The sequence below is a fragment of the Sinorhizobium mexicanum genome, from assembly GCF_013488225.1.
Taxonomy (GTDB): domain Bacteria; phylum Pseudomonadota; class Alphaproteobacteria; order Rhizobiales; family Rhizobiaceae; genus Sinorhizobium; species Sinorhizobium mexicanum.
On record NZ_CP041238.1, the window covers coordinates 1,136,793 to 1,150,183 of the forward strand.

12 protein-coding genes are annotated in these 13,391 nt (G+C 61.6%); 4 read left to right on the forward strand and 8 right to left on the reverse strand.

The genetic code is table 11. The annotated features are described in order from the left end of the window. Positions 1-131: 131 nt before the first annotated feature. Entirely contained in the window at positions 132-545 is a 414-nt protein-coding gene (locus FKV68_RS05310; RefSeq protein ID WP_180940485.1) for a MerR family transcriptional regulator, read from the reverse strand. A 230-nt stretch (positions 546-775) separates the two neighbouring features. Here FKV68_RS05310 and bla point away from each other — a divergent pair, with 230 nt between their 5' ends. Further along, the gene (gene bla / locus FKV68_RS05315; RefSeq protein ID WP_180940486.1) at positions 776-1,666 is read left to right on the forward strand and encodes a class A beta-lactamase; all 891 of its coding nucleotides are present in this window, start codon (positions 776-778) and stop codon (positions 1,664-1,666) included. Positions 1,667-1,679: 13 nt separating this feature from the next. Here bla and FKV68_RS05320 read toward each other — a convergent pair whose 3' ends face one another. The 4 genes from FKV68_RS05320 to FKV68_RS05335 form a co-directional block, all read right to left on the reverse strand. After that, positions 1,680-2,141 carry a hypothetical protein gene (locus FKV68_RS05320; protein WP_180940487.1) on the reverse strand — a complete coding sequence of 154 codons (462 nt, stop codon included), beginning with the start codon at positions 2,139-2,141 and terminating at the stop codon, positions 1,680-1,682. Between the two features lie 84 nt (positions 2,142-2,225). Then, positions 2,226-4,559, reverse strand: coding sequence for a glucose/quinate/shikimate family membrane-bound PQQ-dependent dehydrogenase (locus FKV68_RS05325; RefSeq protein ID WP_180940488.1), 2,334 nt, complete (start codon positions 4,557-4,559; stop codon positions 2,226-2,228). Between the two features lie 185 nt (positions 4,560-4,744). Next, positions 4,745-6,250 carry a protein adenylyltransferase SelO gene (locus FKV68_RS05330; protein ID WP_180940489.1) on the reverse strand — a complete coding sequence of 502 codons (1,506 nt, stop codon included), beginning with the start codon at positions 6,248-6,250 and terminating at the stop codon, positions 4,745-4,747. Between the two features lie 151 nt (positions 6,251-6,401). Beyond that, a complete protein-coding gene (locus tag FKV68_RS05335) occupies positions 6,402-7,358 on the reverse strand; it encodes a homocysteine S-methyltransferase family protein (protein ID WP_180940490.1) in 957 nt (318 codons plus the stop codon). A 232-nt stretch (positions 7,359-7,590) separates the two neighbouring features. On the opposite strand from FKV68_RS05335, the gene FKV68_RS05340 reads away from it, so the two are divergent. Beyond that, positions 7,591-8,211 carry a TetR/AcrR family transcriptional regulator gene (locus tag FKV68_RS05340; protein WP_180940491.1) on the forward strand — a complete coding sequence of 207 codons (621 nt, stop codon included), beginning with the start codon at positions 7,591-7,593 and terminating at the stop codon, positions 8,209-8,211. Between the two features lie 6 nt (positions 8,212-8,217). Here FKV68_RS05340 and FKV68_RS05345 read toward each other — a convergent pair whose 3' ends face one another. The 3 genes from FKV68_RS05345 to FKV68_RS05355 all read right to left on the reverse strand — a co-directional run bounded on the left by FKV68_RS05345 (position 8,218) and on the right by FKV68_RS05355 (position 11,925). Continuing rightward, complete coding sequence (locus FKV68_RS05345) at positions 8,218-8,745, reverse strand: DUF1697 domain-containing protein (RefSeq protein ID WP_180940492.1); 528 nt, start codon at positions 8,743-8,745, stop codon at positions 8,218-8,220. A gap of 59 nt (positions 8,746-8,804) precedes the next feature. Continuing rightward, positions 8,805-10,913: a S9 family peptidase gene (locus FKV68_RS05350; protein ID WP_180940493.1), complete on the reverse strand. Its 2,109-nt coding sequence runs from the start codon at positions 10,911-10,913 to the stop codon at positions 8,805-8,807. A 118-nt stretch (positions 10,914-11,031) separates the two neighbouring features. After that, entirely contained in the window at positions 11,032-11,925 is an 894-nt protein-coding gene (locus FKV68_RS05355; RefSeq protein WP_180940494.1) for a VOC family protein, read from the reverse strand. 348 nt (positions 11,926-12,273) lie between these two features. On the opposite strand from FKV68_RS05355, the gene FKV68_RS05360 reads away from it, so the two are divergent. Both FKV68_RS05360 and FKV68_RS05365 read left to right on the forward strand, forming a co-directional pair. Further along, positions 12,274-12,696, forward strand: coding sequence for a universal stress protein (locus FKV68_RS05360; RefSeq protein ID WP_180940495.1), 423 nt, complete (start codon positions 12,274-12,276; stop codon positions 12,694-12,696). Positions 12,697-12,753: 57 nt separating this feature from the next. Continuing rightward, entirely contained in the window at positions 12,754-13,095 is a 342-nt protein-coding gene (locus tag FKV68_RS05365) for a TraR/DksA family transcriptional regulator (RefSeq protein ID WP_180940496.1), read from the forward strand. Positions 13,096-13,391: the final 296 nt, after the last annotated feature.

Sequence of the window (13,391 nt, forward strand, 5' to 3'; positions counted from 1 at the left end):
ATATGATCAGCAGGCCGCTCCTATCGGAACAGCCAAAAATACACGCGGGAAATGGGTGCGTTCTTGATCATGCGCGTAGATTCGTCATTTCCGCGATTTTGTCAACGGGGATTCTCGCGCGGCGGCGGGCCTCAGTGCTCGCTCTCGCACATCGAGTGGTCGGCGAGCGCCCGGATGACGTAGCAGTCGCCGATCTTATGGTCGCCATCACAGGCGACGATGCGTTCCAGTTCGCTTTCCAGCTTTCGCAGCCTGGCGATTTTTTCCCGCACCGCGGCGAGGTGTTCGGTGGCGATGCGGTCCGCCTCGCCGCAAGGGTGCTCCGGATGCTCGCTGAGCGCCACAAGGTCGCGGATCGCCTCGATCGAGAGTCCCAGATCGCGTGCGTGGCGTATGAACGCCAATCGTTCGAGCTCGCGTTTTTCATAACGCCGTTGATTGCCTTCCGAGCGTTCCGGAGCCTCGATCAATCCCATCTGCTCGTAGTAGCGAATAGTCGGTATCTTGACGCCGGTGCGGCGCGAAAGGTCACCGATCGAATACATGGTTTCGCCTCATATCTATAGTCGCTAGAGTATTTTACATAGGGTCGAGGCATTCTTCCATCAATAGTGCGTGGAGGCCGCGGAGGACTCGTCCTCGCCATATTTGCCGCTTAGCGATTTGCTTCGCAACGGTCGCCCGTCGCGACCGCCTCATCAGGCAATAAATATTCACTGTCAATAATTTAGAGGTGTGTGTGGCGAAGGCCGCACGCCAAGGATGGAGGAAGAACGTGCCCTTGTTCATCAATCGCCGCACGATGCTCATCGGTTCCGCGATGCTCTACCCGGCACTCGTTCTCCCCGGCACGGCGCGCGCCGTTGCAGAGGCGAATGACGATGTCTCGAAGCAACTCGCCGAAATCGAAGAACGGACGGGCGGTCGCCTCGGCGTCGCAGTGCTCGATACCGAAACGAACATCTCTTTCGGCCAGCGCGAAAGCGAGCGCTTTGCCATGTGCTCGACGTTCAAGGCACTGGCCGCGGCCTGCGTGCTCGCCCGTGTGGATCGGGGTGAGGAAAAGCTCGACCGGCGCGTCGAGTTCGGCAAGGACGCGCTGGTTCCCTATTCGCCGGTGACGGAGAAACATGCGGGCGGCGATGGCATGACGGTCGCCGAGCTCTGTGAGGCGGCGGTGACGCTCAGCGACAACGCTGCGGGCAACCTGCTGCTTAAGAGTTTCGGAGGACCGGAAGGATTGACGACCTGGCTGCGGTCGATCGACGATCAGACAACGCGGCTTGATCGCACCGAGCCCGAACTCAACGAGGCAAAGCCAGGGGATCCGCGTGACACGACAACGCCGGCTGCCATGCTGGAAACCCTCGGCAACCTGACGCTCGGACCGGTTCTGTCCGAGAGTTCCCGTGTACGCTTCATCGACTGGATGGTCGCCAACAAGACCGGCGATGCGCGCCTTCGGGCCGGCATGCCGAAGGATTGGCGCATCGGCGACAAGACCGGGACGAGCGAGACCGGCGCGGCGTCGGATATTGCCGTCGTTTGGCCGAAGGATCGCGGGCCGATACTGATCACGGTCTACATCGCCGAGGCCAAGACGCCGGTGAAGGAACTGAATCCCGTCTTCGCCGAGGTCGGAAAGATTGTTGCCGGGATGGCTTGATCAGCCGACGGCATCAGGCGTCGACAGCGCTTTCCGCGATGTCAGATGCCGTCTCGCTGCCCTGCTTTTCGATGCCGAGGCTTTCGGCGACGGCCTTGCGGATTTCTTCCTCGATCGCTGCGCGTTCCTCTGACGGCATAGCTTCCAGGCTTTCCTCCGTCAGCCCATGTGCTTCGAGATACTGCGCCCGGATTTTTTCGGCGAACGACATCTTCGACCACTCAAGGAACTCGTCGGCAACGGTCGAGCCGAACGAGATCAGATCACCGGTGATCGAGGCGGCCGCCGTTTCGTCCTTGGCGAGAGACACCCAAAGCGCGCCTGAAAGCGAGGCGGAGGGTGAGGCGGGAGCAATGGTGGGCGGAGCGCGACGCTGCGCCTGGGCGCCGCCGGTTTCTTCAAGCGGGGGAAGGTTGCTTGCGGCGGAGCGGCGCTGCGAAAGGTAGTAGCTGGAAAGGCCGCTGTCGATTTTCATGGAAAATTCTCCGGATGTGAAGTCCGGCGCAGCTTGACTATCACGGCTTGCGCGAACCTTTTCCGACGCAACTCTTTGGCGAATTCAGGGCAGGGTGTAAGCGATGACGTAGTCGCCCGGCTTCGTGCCGACCGAACCGTGGCCGCCGGCGACCATCAGCACATATTGTTTGTCGGCGACGGCGTAGGTCATCGGCGTCGACTGCCCGCCTGCCGGAAGCCGCGCCTCCCAAAGCTGTCTGCCGGTCGTGAGGTCGTAGGCCCTCAGATAGTTGTCGACGGCGGCGCCCAGGAAGGCGATGTCACCCTTGGTGATCATCGGTCCGCCGATGCCCGGCACACCCACTTTGAGTGGCAGAGGCAGCGGCGTCATGTCGTAGACCGTGCCGTTCTTGTGCTTGTAGGCGATCTTGCCCGTCCTGAGATCTGCGCCCGCGACATAGCCCCAGGGAGGCGCCTGGCAGGGGATCTGCAGCGGGCCGAGGAAAGGACCCATGACGACGCCGTAGGGCGCGCCTTCATTGCGGTTGAGGCCCTGCTCGCTGCCTGTTTCGCCCGCCTGCTTTGGTGGAATCTGGTCGCGCGGAACGAGCCGGGATGTGAAGGCGAGGTAGGTCGGCATGCCGAACATCACCTGCCGTTCGGGGTCGACCGCCACCGAGCCCCAGTTGAAGGTGCCGAAATTGCCGGGATAGACCAGTGTTCCTTCGAGCGAGGGCGGCGTATAGCGGCCCTCGTATTTCAGCGACCTGAAGGCGATGCGGCACGCGAGCTGGTCGAACATCGAGACACCCCACATGTCCCGCTCTTGGAGTGGTGGCGGCATGAACGTGAGGCCGGAGACGGGCTGGGTTGGCGAAGTAAAGTCCTCGGAGATAGCGCCCCCGGGTGCGGCGGCTTCCTCAACCGGAATGATCGGCTCGCCACTCCGCCGGTCGAGTACATAGAGGTCGCCCTGCTTGGTCGGCCCGACGAGCGCCGGCACGACGATTCCATCTTCCTTGGTGATGTCGATGAGCGATGGTTGCGCAGGCACGTCCATGTCCCAGAGGTCGTGGTGCACGGTCTGGCGCACCCAGCGTACTGCGCCGGTGTTGATGTCAAGCGCGACGATCGAGGAGGAATATTTCTCCACGTGCTCGCTGCGCCCCATGCCGAGCTGGTCCGGCACCTGGTTGCCGAGCGGCACATAGATCAGGCCCAAGCTTTCGTCGACCGAGGACACCGCCCAGCTGTTCGGCGAATTGGTCGTGTAGAACTGACCGGCCGGCAGGGGAGCCGTCTGGTCGGGGTTGCCGCTGTCCCAGTTCCAGAGCAGCACGCCGCTGTTGATGTCGAAGGCGCGGATGACGCCGGATTGTTCCTGGGTAGAGTAGTTGTCGTTGACGGCACCGCCGACGATGATCTTGCCCGCGACTGCGACCGGCGGCGACGTCGAGTAGTAGTAGCCAGCCGGATTGTACTTCATCCCCTGTTCCAGATGCAGGACGCCATTGTCGGCAAAGCCCGTGCAGACCTCGCCGTTTGCCGCGTCAAGCGCGATCAGGCGCGCGTCGGACGTCGGCAGATAAACGCGTTCGGCGCAAGCGGTGCCGGGGGTCGCTGCCGGATCGGCCCAATAGGTGACACCGCGGCAGGTCTGGTGCTGGCGGTCGGGGTTCATGCCGGAATTGGAGTCGTACTTCCACTTCTCCTCGCCGGTCCTGGCGTCGAGCGCGATCGCCCAATTGTGCGGCGTGCAGAGGTACAGCGTGTCCTTCACCTTGAGCGGCGTCACCTGGTAGGTGGTTTCGCCGATATCGTCAGGTCGCTTCACGTCGCCCGTCTGGTATTGCCAGGCGACCCTGAGATTTGCGACGTTTTCCGCATTGATCTGGTCGAGCGGCGAATAGCGTTGCCCGAAGAGTGTCCGGCCGTACTGGTGCCACTCGCCGGGCGGCACATTGCCGCCGAGATTGGCTTTGGCGATCGCACCGCTCGGCAGGTCACCGCGGATATCGTGCGGATCCTGCGTCATCGCGAATATGGCGACGCCGATCGAAACAAGGCTGGCGATGGCGAGCGGCCATGCCGCGGCGCTGTAGTGCTCGCCGGAAGGGCTGACAAAGCCGAGCGGGCGCCGGATCCAGGGAGTAAGCAGCCAGAGCCCGAGCAGGATGATGATGCCGCCACGGGGCCCGAGTTGCCACCAGTCGAAGCCGACCTCCCAGACGGCCCAGGCGAGCGAGCCCACGACGACGAGCGCATAGACCCAAAGCGCTGCGGCGCGCCTGCGGAAAAGCAGCAGCGCCGTCAGCAGAAAACCGAGCGCCGCGATCAGGTAATAGGGACTGCCGCCCAGCATCAGGAGTTTGATCCCTCCCGCTCCAAGCGCGAGACCGATCAGGGCGAAGAGAATGGCCGTCAGCACGATGAGCATATGTTTAAACCCCGAATTTCAGAATGCCCGTCGCGGGTCGTCTTGGTCGCAGTCAACCGTTATTGGACGACGCCATCTGAGAAGCTAACGCATGAGGCGTGCCTTTCAATGGTCGCACTCTGTGGAGTTGCAACAATGCGGAGGTCGCGAATGTTCGCGACCGACTGTGGTTGTGGGGCTGCCGCTCAGGTGCCGCAAAAGGTCTGCAGCACTTCTTGGCCAGGCTCAGGCGGCGCCGCGTAGGCCGCGTGCTCGGGTTGGTCTTCATAGGGCCTGGACGTCACCTCGAGCAGCGCTTCGAACAGCGAGAAATCCGCATCGCGAGTCGCTGCCTCGATCGCCTGTTCCACGCGGTGGTTGCGCGGAATGAATGCCGGATTTGCCTTTCGCATCGACACGGCGCGCGCGCCGGCGTCGAGCGCTTCGCGGGTGAGGCGCCCGCGCCAGTCGCGAAGCCAGCGTGAAACCGCATCAGGTTTTTCGAAAAGCTCGGCGAGAGCCGGGTCGGCGCCCTTGTCTTCAGCCGATGCGGTGAGGCGCCGAAAGACGAGGGTGAAGTCTGCATTGCCCTCATGCATCAGGGTGAGGAGCGATTGGACAAGATCGAGATCCCCATCCTCTTCGGTCGATAGCCCGATCTTGCGCCGCATCCCGTCGAGCCAGTGCTTCTGGAAGATCGACCCGTATTCGGTCAGTGCGTCGTTGGCGAGGTTGACCGCGGTATCGGCAACCGGATCGAACAGCGGTACCAGCGTTTCAGCCAGACGCGCAAGATTCCACTGGCCGATGGCGGGCTGGTTGGCATAGGCATAGCGACCGAACTGGTCGATCGAGCTGAACACCTTCTTCGGATCGTAGGCGTCCATGAAGGCGCAGGGGCCGAAATCGATCGTCTCGCCGGAGACTGCCATGTTGTCGGTATTCATCACCCCGTGGATAAAGCCGATATGGAGCCAACGGGCGATCAATCCGGCCTGCCGCGCGGCGACCGCCTTGAACAGCGAAAAATAGGGTTGCCCGCTATCCTTCGACTCCGGGTAATGGCGTTCGATCACGTAATCGGCGAGGGCCTTGACCGACTCCATGTCCCCTCGGGCGGCAAAGAATTGAAAGGTACCGACCCGGATATGGCTTGCGGCCACGCGGGTGAAGACCGCACCGGGCAGGATTTGCTCCCGATAGACCGGCTGGCCGGTGACGGTAGCGGCGAGCGCGCGGGTCGTCGGCACGCCCAGCGCATGCATCGCTTCGCTGACGATGTATTCCCGCAGAACCGGACCGAGCGCCGCCCGTCCGTCGCCGCGGCGGGAATAGGGCGTCTGGCCGGATCCCTTGAGCTGGATGTCTCGTCTGTTTCCGTTTCGATCGATCACTTCGCCAAGCAGGATGGCGCGCCCGTCGCCGAGCTGCGGGACGAAGGTGCCGAACTGGTGTCCCGCATAGGCCATGGCAAGCGGCTCCGCGCCTGGCGGCACCTTGTTGCCCGAAAAGATCGCCGCGCCGTCGCGTTCGAGCGCTTCCGTGTCGAGACCAAGCTCTTCGGCGAGCTTTCGGTTGAACTTGATCAGCCAGGGCTCCGCAACCGATGTCGGCTCGACACGAGCATAGAAGTTCGCGGGCAACCGCGCATAGCTGTTGTCGAAGGGAAAAGGTGCCGTCTCGGAGGCAGATTGCGGGGGTACGTAGTTCATCATTCCTGGTCCCGTTGCGTGTGCCGCGGGCGGTGCCGACGAGCACGCTCTCAGGACAAGTCTACACGAGCGCCGATTGTTCCGCGAGGCCGAGACTTTATCCGTCACCTCTCCGGTGTATCGCCTGAGAGGTGACGGCTCTATGTCCGCGTCAGGCGCTTAGCGCTGCGCGAGGGAGGCACGCTTCGCAGATCGCCGCGATGTGCCGGTGATCGGTGCCGCAGCAGCCGCCGAGCACCCGCAGTTGCGGCATGCGGCCGGTCAGCGACCGATAGCGCCGCGCGAGATCTGCCGGATCGCCCGCATCGAGCGTCTCGCTTTCGTCGAGTTCAGCGTGGCTCATCATCGAGGCATTGGCGCGAATGCCGCCGATCCGCTTGATCCAGGACTGGGCCTGGTCGAGTGCGCCGTCGAAATGGCTCGGATGCGCGCAGTTGATCATGTAGTAATGCGGATAGCTATCCGTCTCTGCGTCCACCGTCTCGATCGCATCCTGCAGTGACTGGCCGGTCACCAGCCGTCCATCGGTCTCGACCGTGAAGGAGATTGCGCAGGGCATGCCGTGCCTTCTGGCGGCACGAGCAATGCCGATACCCTCGGCGACATTGTTCAACGTAACACCTGATACCATGTCGGCTTCGCTTGCGGCGAAGGTGGCAACCTGGGCCGCATGGTATTCTTCCGCCTCGGCGGCATTCATCCTGCCGGCTTTGTAACCGTCGCCGCGCGGGCCGATCGCGCCATTGAGGACAATAGGCGCTTGCGGCCGCTCGTATTCGGTGCGCAACCCGGTCAGCAGAGCGACGGCGTCGCGGTTGGCTGTTGCCAGCGCTTCCGCATCGTAGCCAAGCTTGTCGCCCCAATCGGCATTGGCGCGCCACGTGGCGGTGTCGAGCACGAAGCCGGTGTCATGACGTCGGGCGACGTCGAGATAGTGGGTGTAATATTGCCGAAGCTTCCGGCGGCCCTCGGCCGACGACAAAAGCACGAAGGAAGCGAAATGCGGAAGTTCGAAGCCGTCATGAAAAATCAGCGTCGTCTCCATGCCACCATCGCTGAGGAATGTGCCTCCATTAAGCAGCGGCAAGTTTTCTCTGTACTTGGCCATCTCTTGCTCCATCCTCTTTCCTCCTGATCTTCACGGGTCCTCCGCGCCAGGGATCGGATGAATTTCTGCCTTTTTATCATCTGCTAAACTAGAGGAGTTGCGGTATACTACGTGCGGAATATCCTGATATTGATGTGAAAACAAACACTTGGCCGTCGAGTTTCGGTTGCGGCAGAGAACGCGACTGGCGTTTTCGGAGCGGAAAACCGTACCGGCGGTACAGGAGCGGACCATGCGAAAGGGTGAGGAAACGCGAACGAGGATCCTCGATGTTGCCGAAGCCGCCGTGCTGGCGAAGGGCTTCGGGGCAACGTCGATCGACGAGCTGATCGCCGAAACCGGCATCACCAAGAGCGGTTTCTTCTATCACTTCCGCGACAAGAATGAACTCGCCAAGGCACTCCTGGAACGCTACATCGAAAACGACGAACGGATCTATGACGAGATCTTCAGCCGGGCACACGAGCTCTCGGATGATCCCCTGCAGGCCTTTTTGCTCGGCCTGAAGCTGCTGTCGGAATTGCTCTCGGACCTGCCGAACGGCCATCCCGGTTGCCTTGTCGCTACCATGTGCACGCAGGAACGTGCTTTCGACCGCGAGATCCAGGAGATCAACCGGCAGGCGGCGCTGATGTGGCGCCAGCGCTTCGGCGGCATGTTTCGCGATATCATGTGCCACTACCGCCCGCGCGAAGCGCTCGATGCCGATCAGTTGGCCGACATGGTCTCGACCGTGCTCGAGGGCGGCATCGTGCTGTCAAAGGCGTTGAAGGAACCGAAGAGCCTGCCCGACCAATTGCTGGTCTTCCGCACCTTCGTGCGGCTGCTGTTTCAGCCAATGGCGCAGGCGTGACGGCATTCAGGCACCGCTTTCCTCAAGCTCCGCGGCTAGTTCGACGAGCTTCCGGACGGTGTTGAGATTGCGGGAAGTGCCCGGCTTGAGAGCGGGCAATTTGAGCTTCGACTTTCCCGAGCCGTTGGGAAAATGGATATAGATCTCCCTGCCGCTGATCTGCACCTCTTCGCCGTCCGGCGCGACGAGCTTGTCAAGCGCATCGGCGGGCGGTGGCTCCGGCAAGAAGGTCACCAGCAGAAATTTCGGCTTGGCGTTCGCAAACGGCGCCTTGTCGATGACCTTTTTGAGTTCGCGGCGGCTGCGCAAAATGACGCCGGGCGCCTTGCCCATCCGTTCCGCCAGTGCGTCCTCGAGCCTCTTCTGCACCTCGGCTTCGGAAAGCTCTGACCGAAAGAGCACATTGCCGCTCTGGATATAGGTCTTCACGTCGGTGAAGCCGAGGCCCTCGCAAGTGGCCTTCAGCTCCGCCATCGGAAGCATGCCGGTCCCTCCGACATTGATCGCCCGCAGCAGTGCGATATAGACCGGCATGCTTTCCTCCGTTGGATCATGATGATCTTGGGTCGCTCGACCCAAAATCGCATCCCCCTCTACATCTTGCCCGCGACCTTGATGGCGAAGGCGTATTCGAAGGCGATTTCCTCCAGACGCTGGAAACGTCCGGACGCCCCGCCGTGGCCGGCATCCATGTTGGTCTTCATCAGGATCGGAGCGCTGCCGGTGGTCTTCTCCCTGAGCTTCGCCACCCACTTCGCCGGCTCCCAATAGGTCACGCGCGGATCGGTCAGGCCGCCGAGCGCGAGGATTGCCGGATAGGGCTTCGCCTCCACTTTGTCGTAGGGCGAGTAGCCGGCGATGATGTTGTAGAATTCGGCGCTCTCGATCGGATTGCCCCATTCCGGCCATTCCGGCGGCGTCAGCGGCAAGGTGTCGTCGAGCATGGTGTTCAACACATCGACGAAGGGAACGGCGGCAATGATGCCCTTGAACTTCTGCGGCGCCATATTGGCGACCGCCCCCATCAACATGCCGCCGGCCGAGCCGCCTTCGGCGATGATGTTCGCGTAGGAGGTGAACTTCTCCTGATTCAAATAATCAGCGGCAGCGATGAAGTCTTTGAAGGTGTTGGTCTTCTTCGCCATCTTGCCGTCTTCGTACCATTGGAAGCCCTTGTCCTTGCCGCCGCGGATATGGGCGATGGCATAGACGAAGCCGCGGTCGACGAGCGAGAGGCAATTGGTGTTGAAACCGGCCGGAATGGTGATGCCGTAGGCGCCATAACCATAGAGCAGGCAAGGGGCGGTGCCGTCGAGCGGCGTATCCTTGCGGTAGAGCAGGGTGACAGGCACCTCGACGCCATCCCATGACGGCGCAAAGACACGGCGGGTGACATAGTCGTCCGCACTGTGGCCGGAGGGCACCTCCTGGGTTTTCAGGAGCGTGCGCTGGCGCGTTGTCATGTCATAGTCGAAAAGTTGCGACGGTGTCGTCATCGACGAGTAGGAGAAGCGGATGACGTCAGTGTCGTATTCGGCAGCGCCCGAGAGCCCCAGAGAGTACGCTTCCTCGGCGAAGGCGATGGCGTGCTCCTCGCCGGTCTGGCGGTCACGGATGACGATTTCCGGCAATCCGTCGCGACGCTGCAGCCAGATCAGATGGCGGGCATAGGCCATGTGGCTAAGGATCAGCGTACCTGGCTTGTGCCGCACGACCTCGCGCCAGTTTTCCTTTTGCGGCGCTTCCACGGGCGCTTCCATGATCTTGAAATCCTTGGCACCGTCGGCATTGGTGAGGATGAAGAAAACATCGCCGCCTTCCGTCATCGAGTATTCGAGACCAGTTACGCGTTCCGCCACGAGCTGCGGCTCGGCGGTCAGGTTCCTGGTCGAAAGCAGTCGGTATTCGCTGGTTTCGTGGTCATGGATATCGATGTAGATGAAGTCGTCGAGCAGCGACCCGCCGACCGACATGAAGAAGCCCGGGTCGCTTTCCTCGTAGACGAGCCGGTCGTCTTTCTGGGGCGTGCCGATGACGTGATGGAAGATCTTCGACGGTCGATGGTTCTCGTCGAGCACGGTGTAGAAGAAACTCCTGCCGTCCGGCGCCCATGCGCCGCCGCCGCCCGTATTCTCGATCACATCGGCCAAGTCCTCGCCGGTCGAAAGGTCGCGCACTTTCAGGGTGAAATATTCCGACCCCTTGTCGTCGTAGCCCCAGATGCCTCGGGAATGGTCGCTGCAATGGTCGATGCCGGCGAGGCGGAAATAGGCCTTGCCTTCGGCTTCCTTGTCGCCGTCGAGCAGCACGTGGCGGATCGCCTCGTCCTTGTGGTTGCCGTCGCGCGGGATTCGGAAGTAGCGGGGCTGTTCGCCGCCGGTCACGTAAGAGGTCCCATAAGCGAAGGCCCCATCCTTCATCGGAACGGAAGAATCGTCCTCCTTGATGCGGCCGCGCATCTCGGCAAAGAGGCTCTTCTGCAATTCTTTCGTGTCCGCCATCGCCGCGTTCATATACGCGTTTTCCGCTTCGAGATGCTCGCGGATTTCCGGATCCAGAATGGAAGGATCCTTGAACATCGCCTGCCAATTGTCCGCCCGGAGCCAGGCATAGTCGTCGGTCCGGCTGATAGCGTGGCGTGTATCGGTGACCGGCTTCTTCGCAGCGACAGGGGCGGTGGGGAGGTTCTTGAAAGCAGACAAGGCGTGTCTCCGGATTTGATGGGAGACAATGAGATAGAGAGCACCAGTGCGGCGATCAAGCAGAAAGCCGGCGTTCGTTCGTCCTAAAGGCACTTATCGGGGATGGCTCGCCGCCCCTTTATGAGGCGGCGAGTTTGAGGCCGATGCCCCATGGGTCGACCAGGCTATGGACGTCGCCTTGCTTGCTTACCGGTATTTCCAGTTCGCCGAGCCTGGCGAGCGCCGTTGCGAGCTTCTGAGCATCGCTGAAGCGGATAGTGTAGTCCGCAAGACCAGTCATGTTGCTCTGCCGCTTGGACGCGCCTCGGGAGTTCCAGATATTGGCCGCAACATGATGGTGATACTTGCCCGAGGCAAAGAAGCTCGCCCCGGGGTAGCGCGCCATCAGGTCCAATCCGAGCACGTCACGAAAAAAACCATCCGCCTGGGGGATGTCGGAGACCTGCAGATGGATATGGCCGATCGTCGTGCCTTCGGCGAGACCGTCCCAATGGTCCTTCGGCGCTTCGTCGTAGAGGGCCTGCAAGTCAAGCGGCAGCGTGCTCATCGCGACGGTGCCGTCCGGCTGATAGGTCCACTCGCCGCGCGGGCGGTCGCGATAGACCTCGATGCCGTTACCCTCCGGATCGGCGAGATAGATCGCCTCGCTGACCAGGTGGTCGGATGCGCCCTGCAGGCGAATGTTGTGCTGTGCCGTGTGCGCAAGCCAGTGTCCGAGCTCGCGCCGATTGGGAACGAGAAAAGCGGTATGGAACAGGCCGGGCGCGTTGCGTGGCGCTCTTGCCGCATTCCCTTCGGTCGTCAGCGTCAGCAGGGGTCTGCCGGCGACGCCGAGGGTTTCGCCCTTGGCGCCGGCCTCGATCGGCGTCAGCCCCAGAATCTGCTGGTACCAGCCAGAAACCATCGGCAGATCCTGAACGACGAGGTGGGACCCGTCGACAAAGACGGGCATCGCGACCGCGTGGTCCGTGGGCATGTTGTTTGCCGGACGCGAGTGAGTTGTATCTTGCATTTGCATCGCCTTTCGGGGCGGGCCGGGTACTCGTGTGGCCACCGGTCGCAGCTTCTTCAAACTGCCATAAATATGGGCCCGTGACCACGTTCAGGAAAGCCGTTATATTACTTGATGTTGTGTTCGATGAGCGTTGACAGTCATGACCACCGCACTACCTGATCTTTCAGTGATGCGAATACGACGGTGGCGGTCGATTTGATTTCAATCAATGCTGGAACATCGCCTCCGCGCAAATTCATGTTGGCGCGGATACGGGGGAAGTGAAGACCGGCCTTCTCCTCGATCCGCGTTTAGGGGCTGGCCTCGCCATCTGGCGACCCGGGAACGCAGTAGAAGGAGTGCAGCATGTACAAAAAAATCATCGTCCCGATCGCCATGGATCAGCTGGAGCATGGCGAATCCGTACTCAACATCGCCGAGAAGCTGATCGACGAAGGGGGGGAAATCGTCCTGCTCAACGTCGTCGAGGACCTCAACGCCTATGCGCAGGGATATATGATCGTCGATTTTCCGCTCGAGATGATCGAGGAGTCGCGCAAGCATGCGGTTAAGACGCTGGAAGCGTTGAAGACCAAGCATGGAATCAAGGGGCGTATCGAAATCCGCACCGGCGGGGCGGCCGGCACCATCAACGCTCTCGCCAAGGAAGAGAATGCGGACCTCGTGATTATTGCTTCGCACCGGCCGGGCCTGATCGACTATTTTATCGGTTCGACCGCCAGCCGCGTCGTCAGCCATTGCCCCTGCGCCGTTCTCGTCGACCGGTAAAGATGCCAAGAACAAGAAGGCGGCGTGGAACCACGCCGCGACCAAGGAGCCCTGCAAATGGACAAGTACGCGCTTGATGATTTTCGCGAACAGCTTCTCCGCCGCAAACGCGAGCTTTATGGCCGGCTGGTGAAGATCGAGGAGGATCTCGATCAGCCGATGAATGCCGACGTGCCGGATCGCGTCACCGAACGGGAAAACGACGAGGTATTGGAGGGCCTCGGCCTCGCAGGTCAGGGCGAGATCCGCGCGATTGATGCCGCTCTGGACCGAATTGAGGCAGGAACCTTCGGCACCTGCGCACGCTGCGGTGACCCGATTTCGCCGGAAAGACTGCACGCGGTGCCGCACGCTCCCCTTTGCCAGACCTGTGCGGCGGAGATAGCGCGCGCAAGATAAGCTGGGCTCACGCCATTGCGTTTGACGACACTCTTGCTCGCTGGCGCCTGACCGTCGCGGATTGTCGTTCCGACAGCGTCCACCGGCGGAGTTACCACGTGCCGTAACACGATGTGACTCCGCGGTTACCTTGGACCGCGGTAGCGGCTGGCCGGAGACAAGTCTGCCGGCTTTGCAGGACATCAGCCGATTGTTGTAATAGGTTGCAAAAATTGATCCTTTCGTCGTCCGACGGCTCTTTGCTGTGGGCGCGTACTGTGGCACGTTAAACGGGTAGAACACGTGCCTGCGTCGCG

Coding starts and splice junctions, on each gene's coding strand:
- FKV68_RS05360 (WP_180940495.1), top strand. CDS start 12,274: ATGTACAAAAAAATCATCGTCCCGATCGCCATGGATCAGCTGGAGCAT.
- FKV68_RS05325 (WP_180940488.1), bottom strand. CDS start 4,559: ATGCTCATCGTGCTGACGGCCATTCTCTTCGCCCTGATCGGTCTCGCG.
- FKV68_RS05320 (WP_180940487.1), bottom strand. CDS start 2,141: ATGAAAATCGACAGCGGCCTTTCCAGCTACTACCTTTCGCAGCGCCGC.
- FKV68_RS05355 (WP_180940494.1), bottom strand. CDS start 11,925: ATGCAAGATACAACTCACTCGCGTCCGGCAAACAACATGCCCACGGAC.
- FKV68_RS05335 (WP_180940490.1), bottom strand. CDS start 7,358: ATGGCCAAGTACAGAGAAAACTTGCCGCTGCTTAATGGAGGCACATTC.
- FKV68_RS05345 (WP_180940492.1), bottom strand. CDS start 8,745: ATGCCGGTCTATATCGCACTGCTGCGGGCGATCAATGTCGGAGGGACC.
- FKV68_RS05340 (WP_180940491.1), top strand. CDS start 7,591: ATGCGAAAGGGTGAGGAAACGCGAACGAGGATCCTCGATGTTGCCGAA.
- FKV68_RS05365 (WP_180940496.1), top strand. CDS start 12,754: ATGGACAAGTACGCGCTTGATGATTTTCGCGAACAGCTTCTCCGCCGC.
- FKV68_RS05330 (WP_180940489.1), bottom strand. CDS start 6,250: ATGAACTACGTACCCCCGCAATCTGCCTCCGAGACGGCACCTTTTCCC.
- FKV68_RS05310 (WP_180940485.1), bottom strand. CDS start 545: ATGTATTCGATCGGTGACCTTTCGCGCCGCACCGGCGTCAAGATACCG.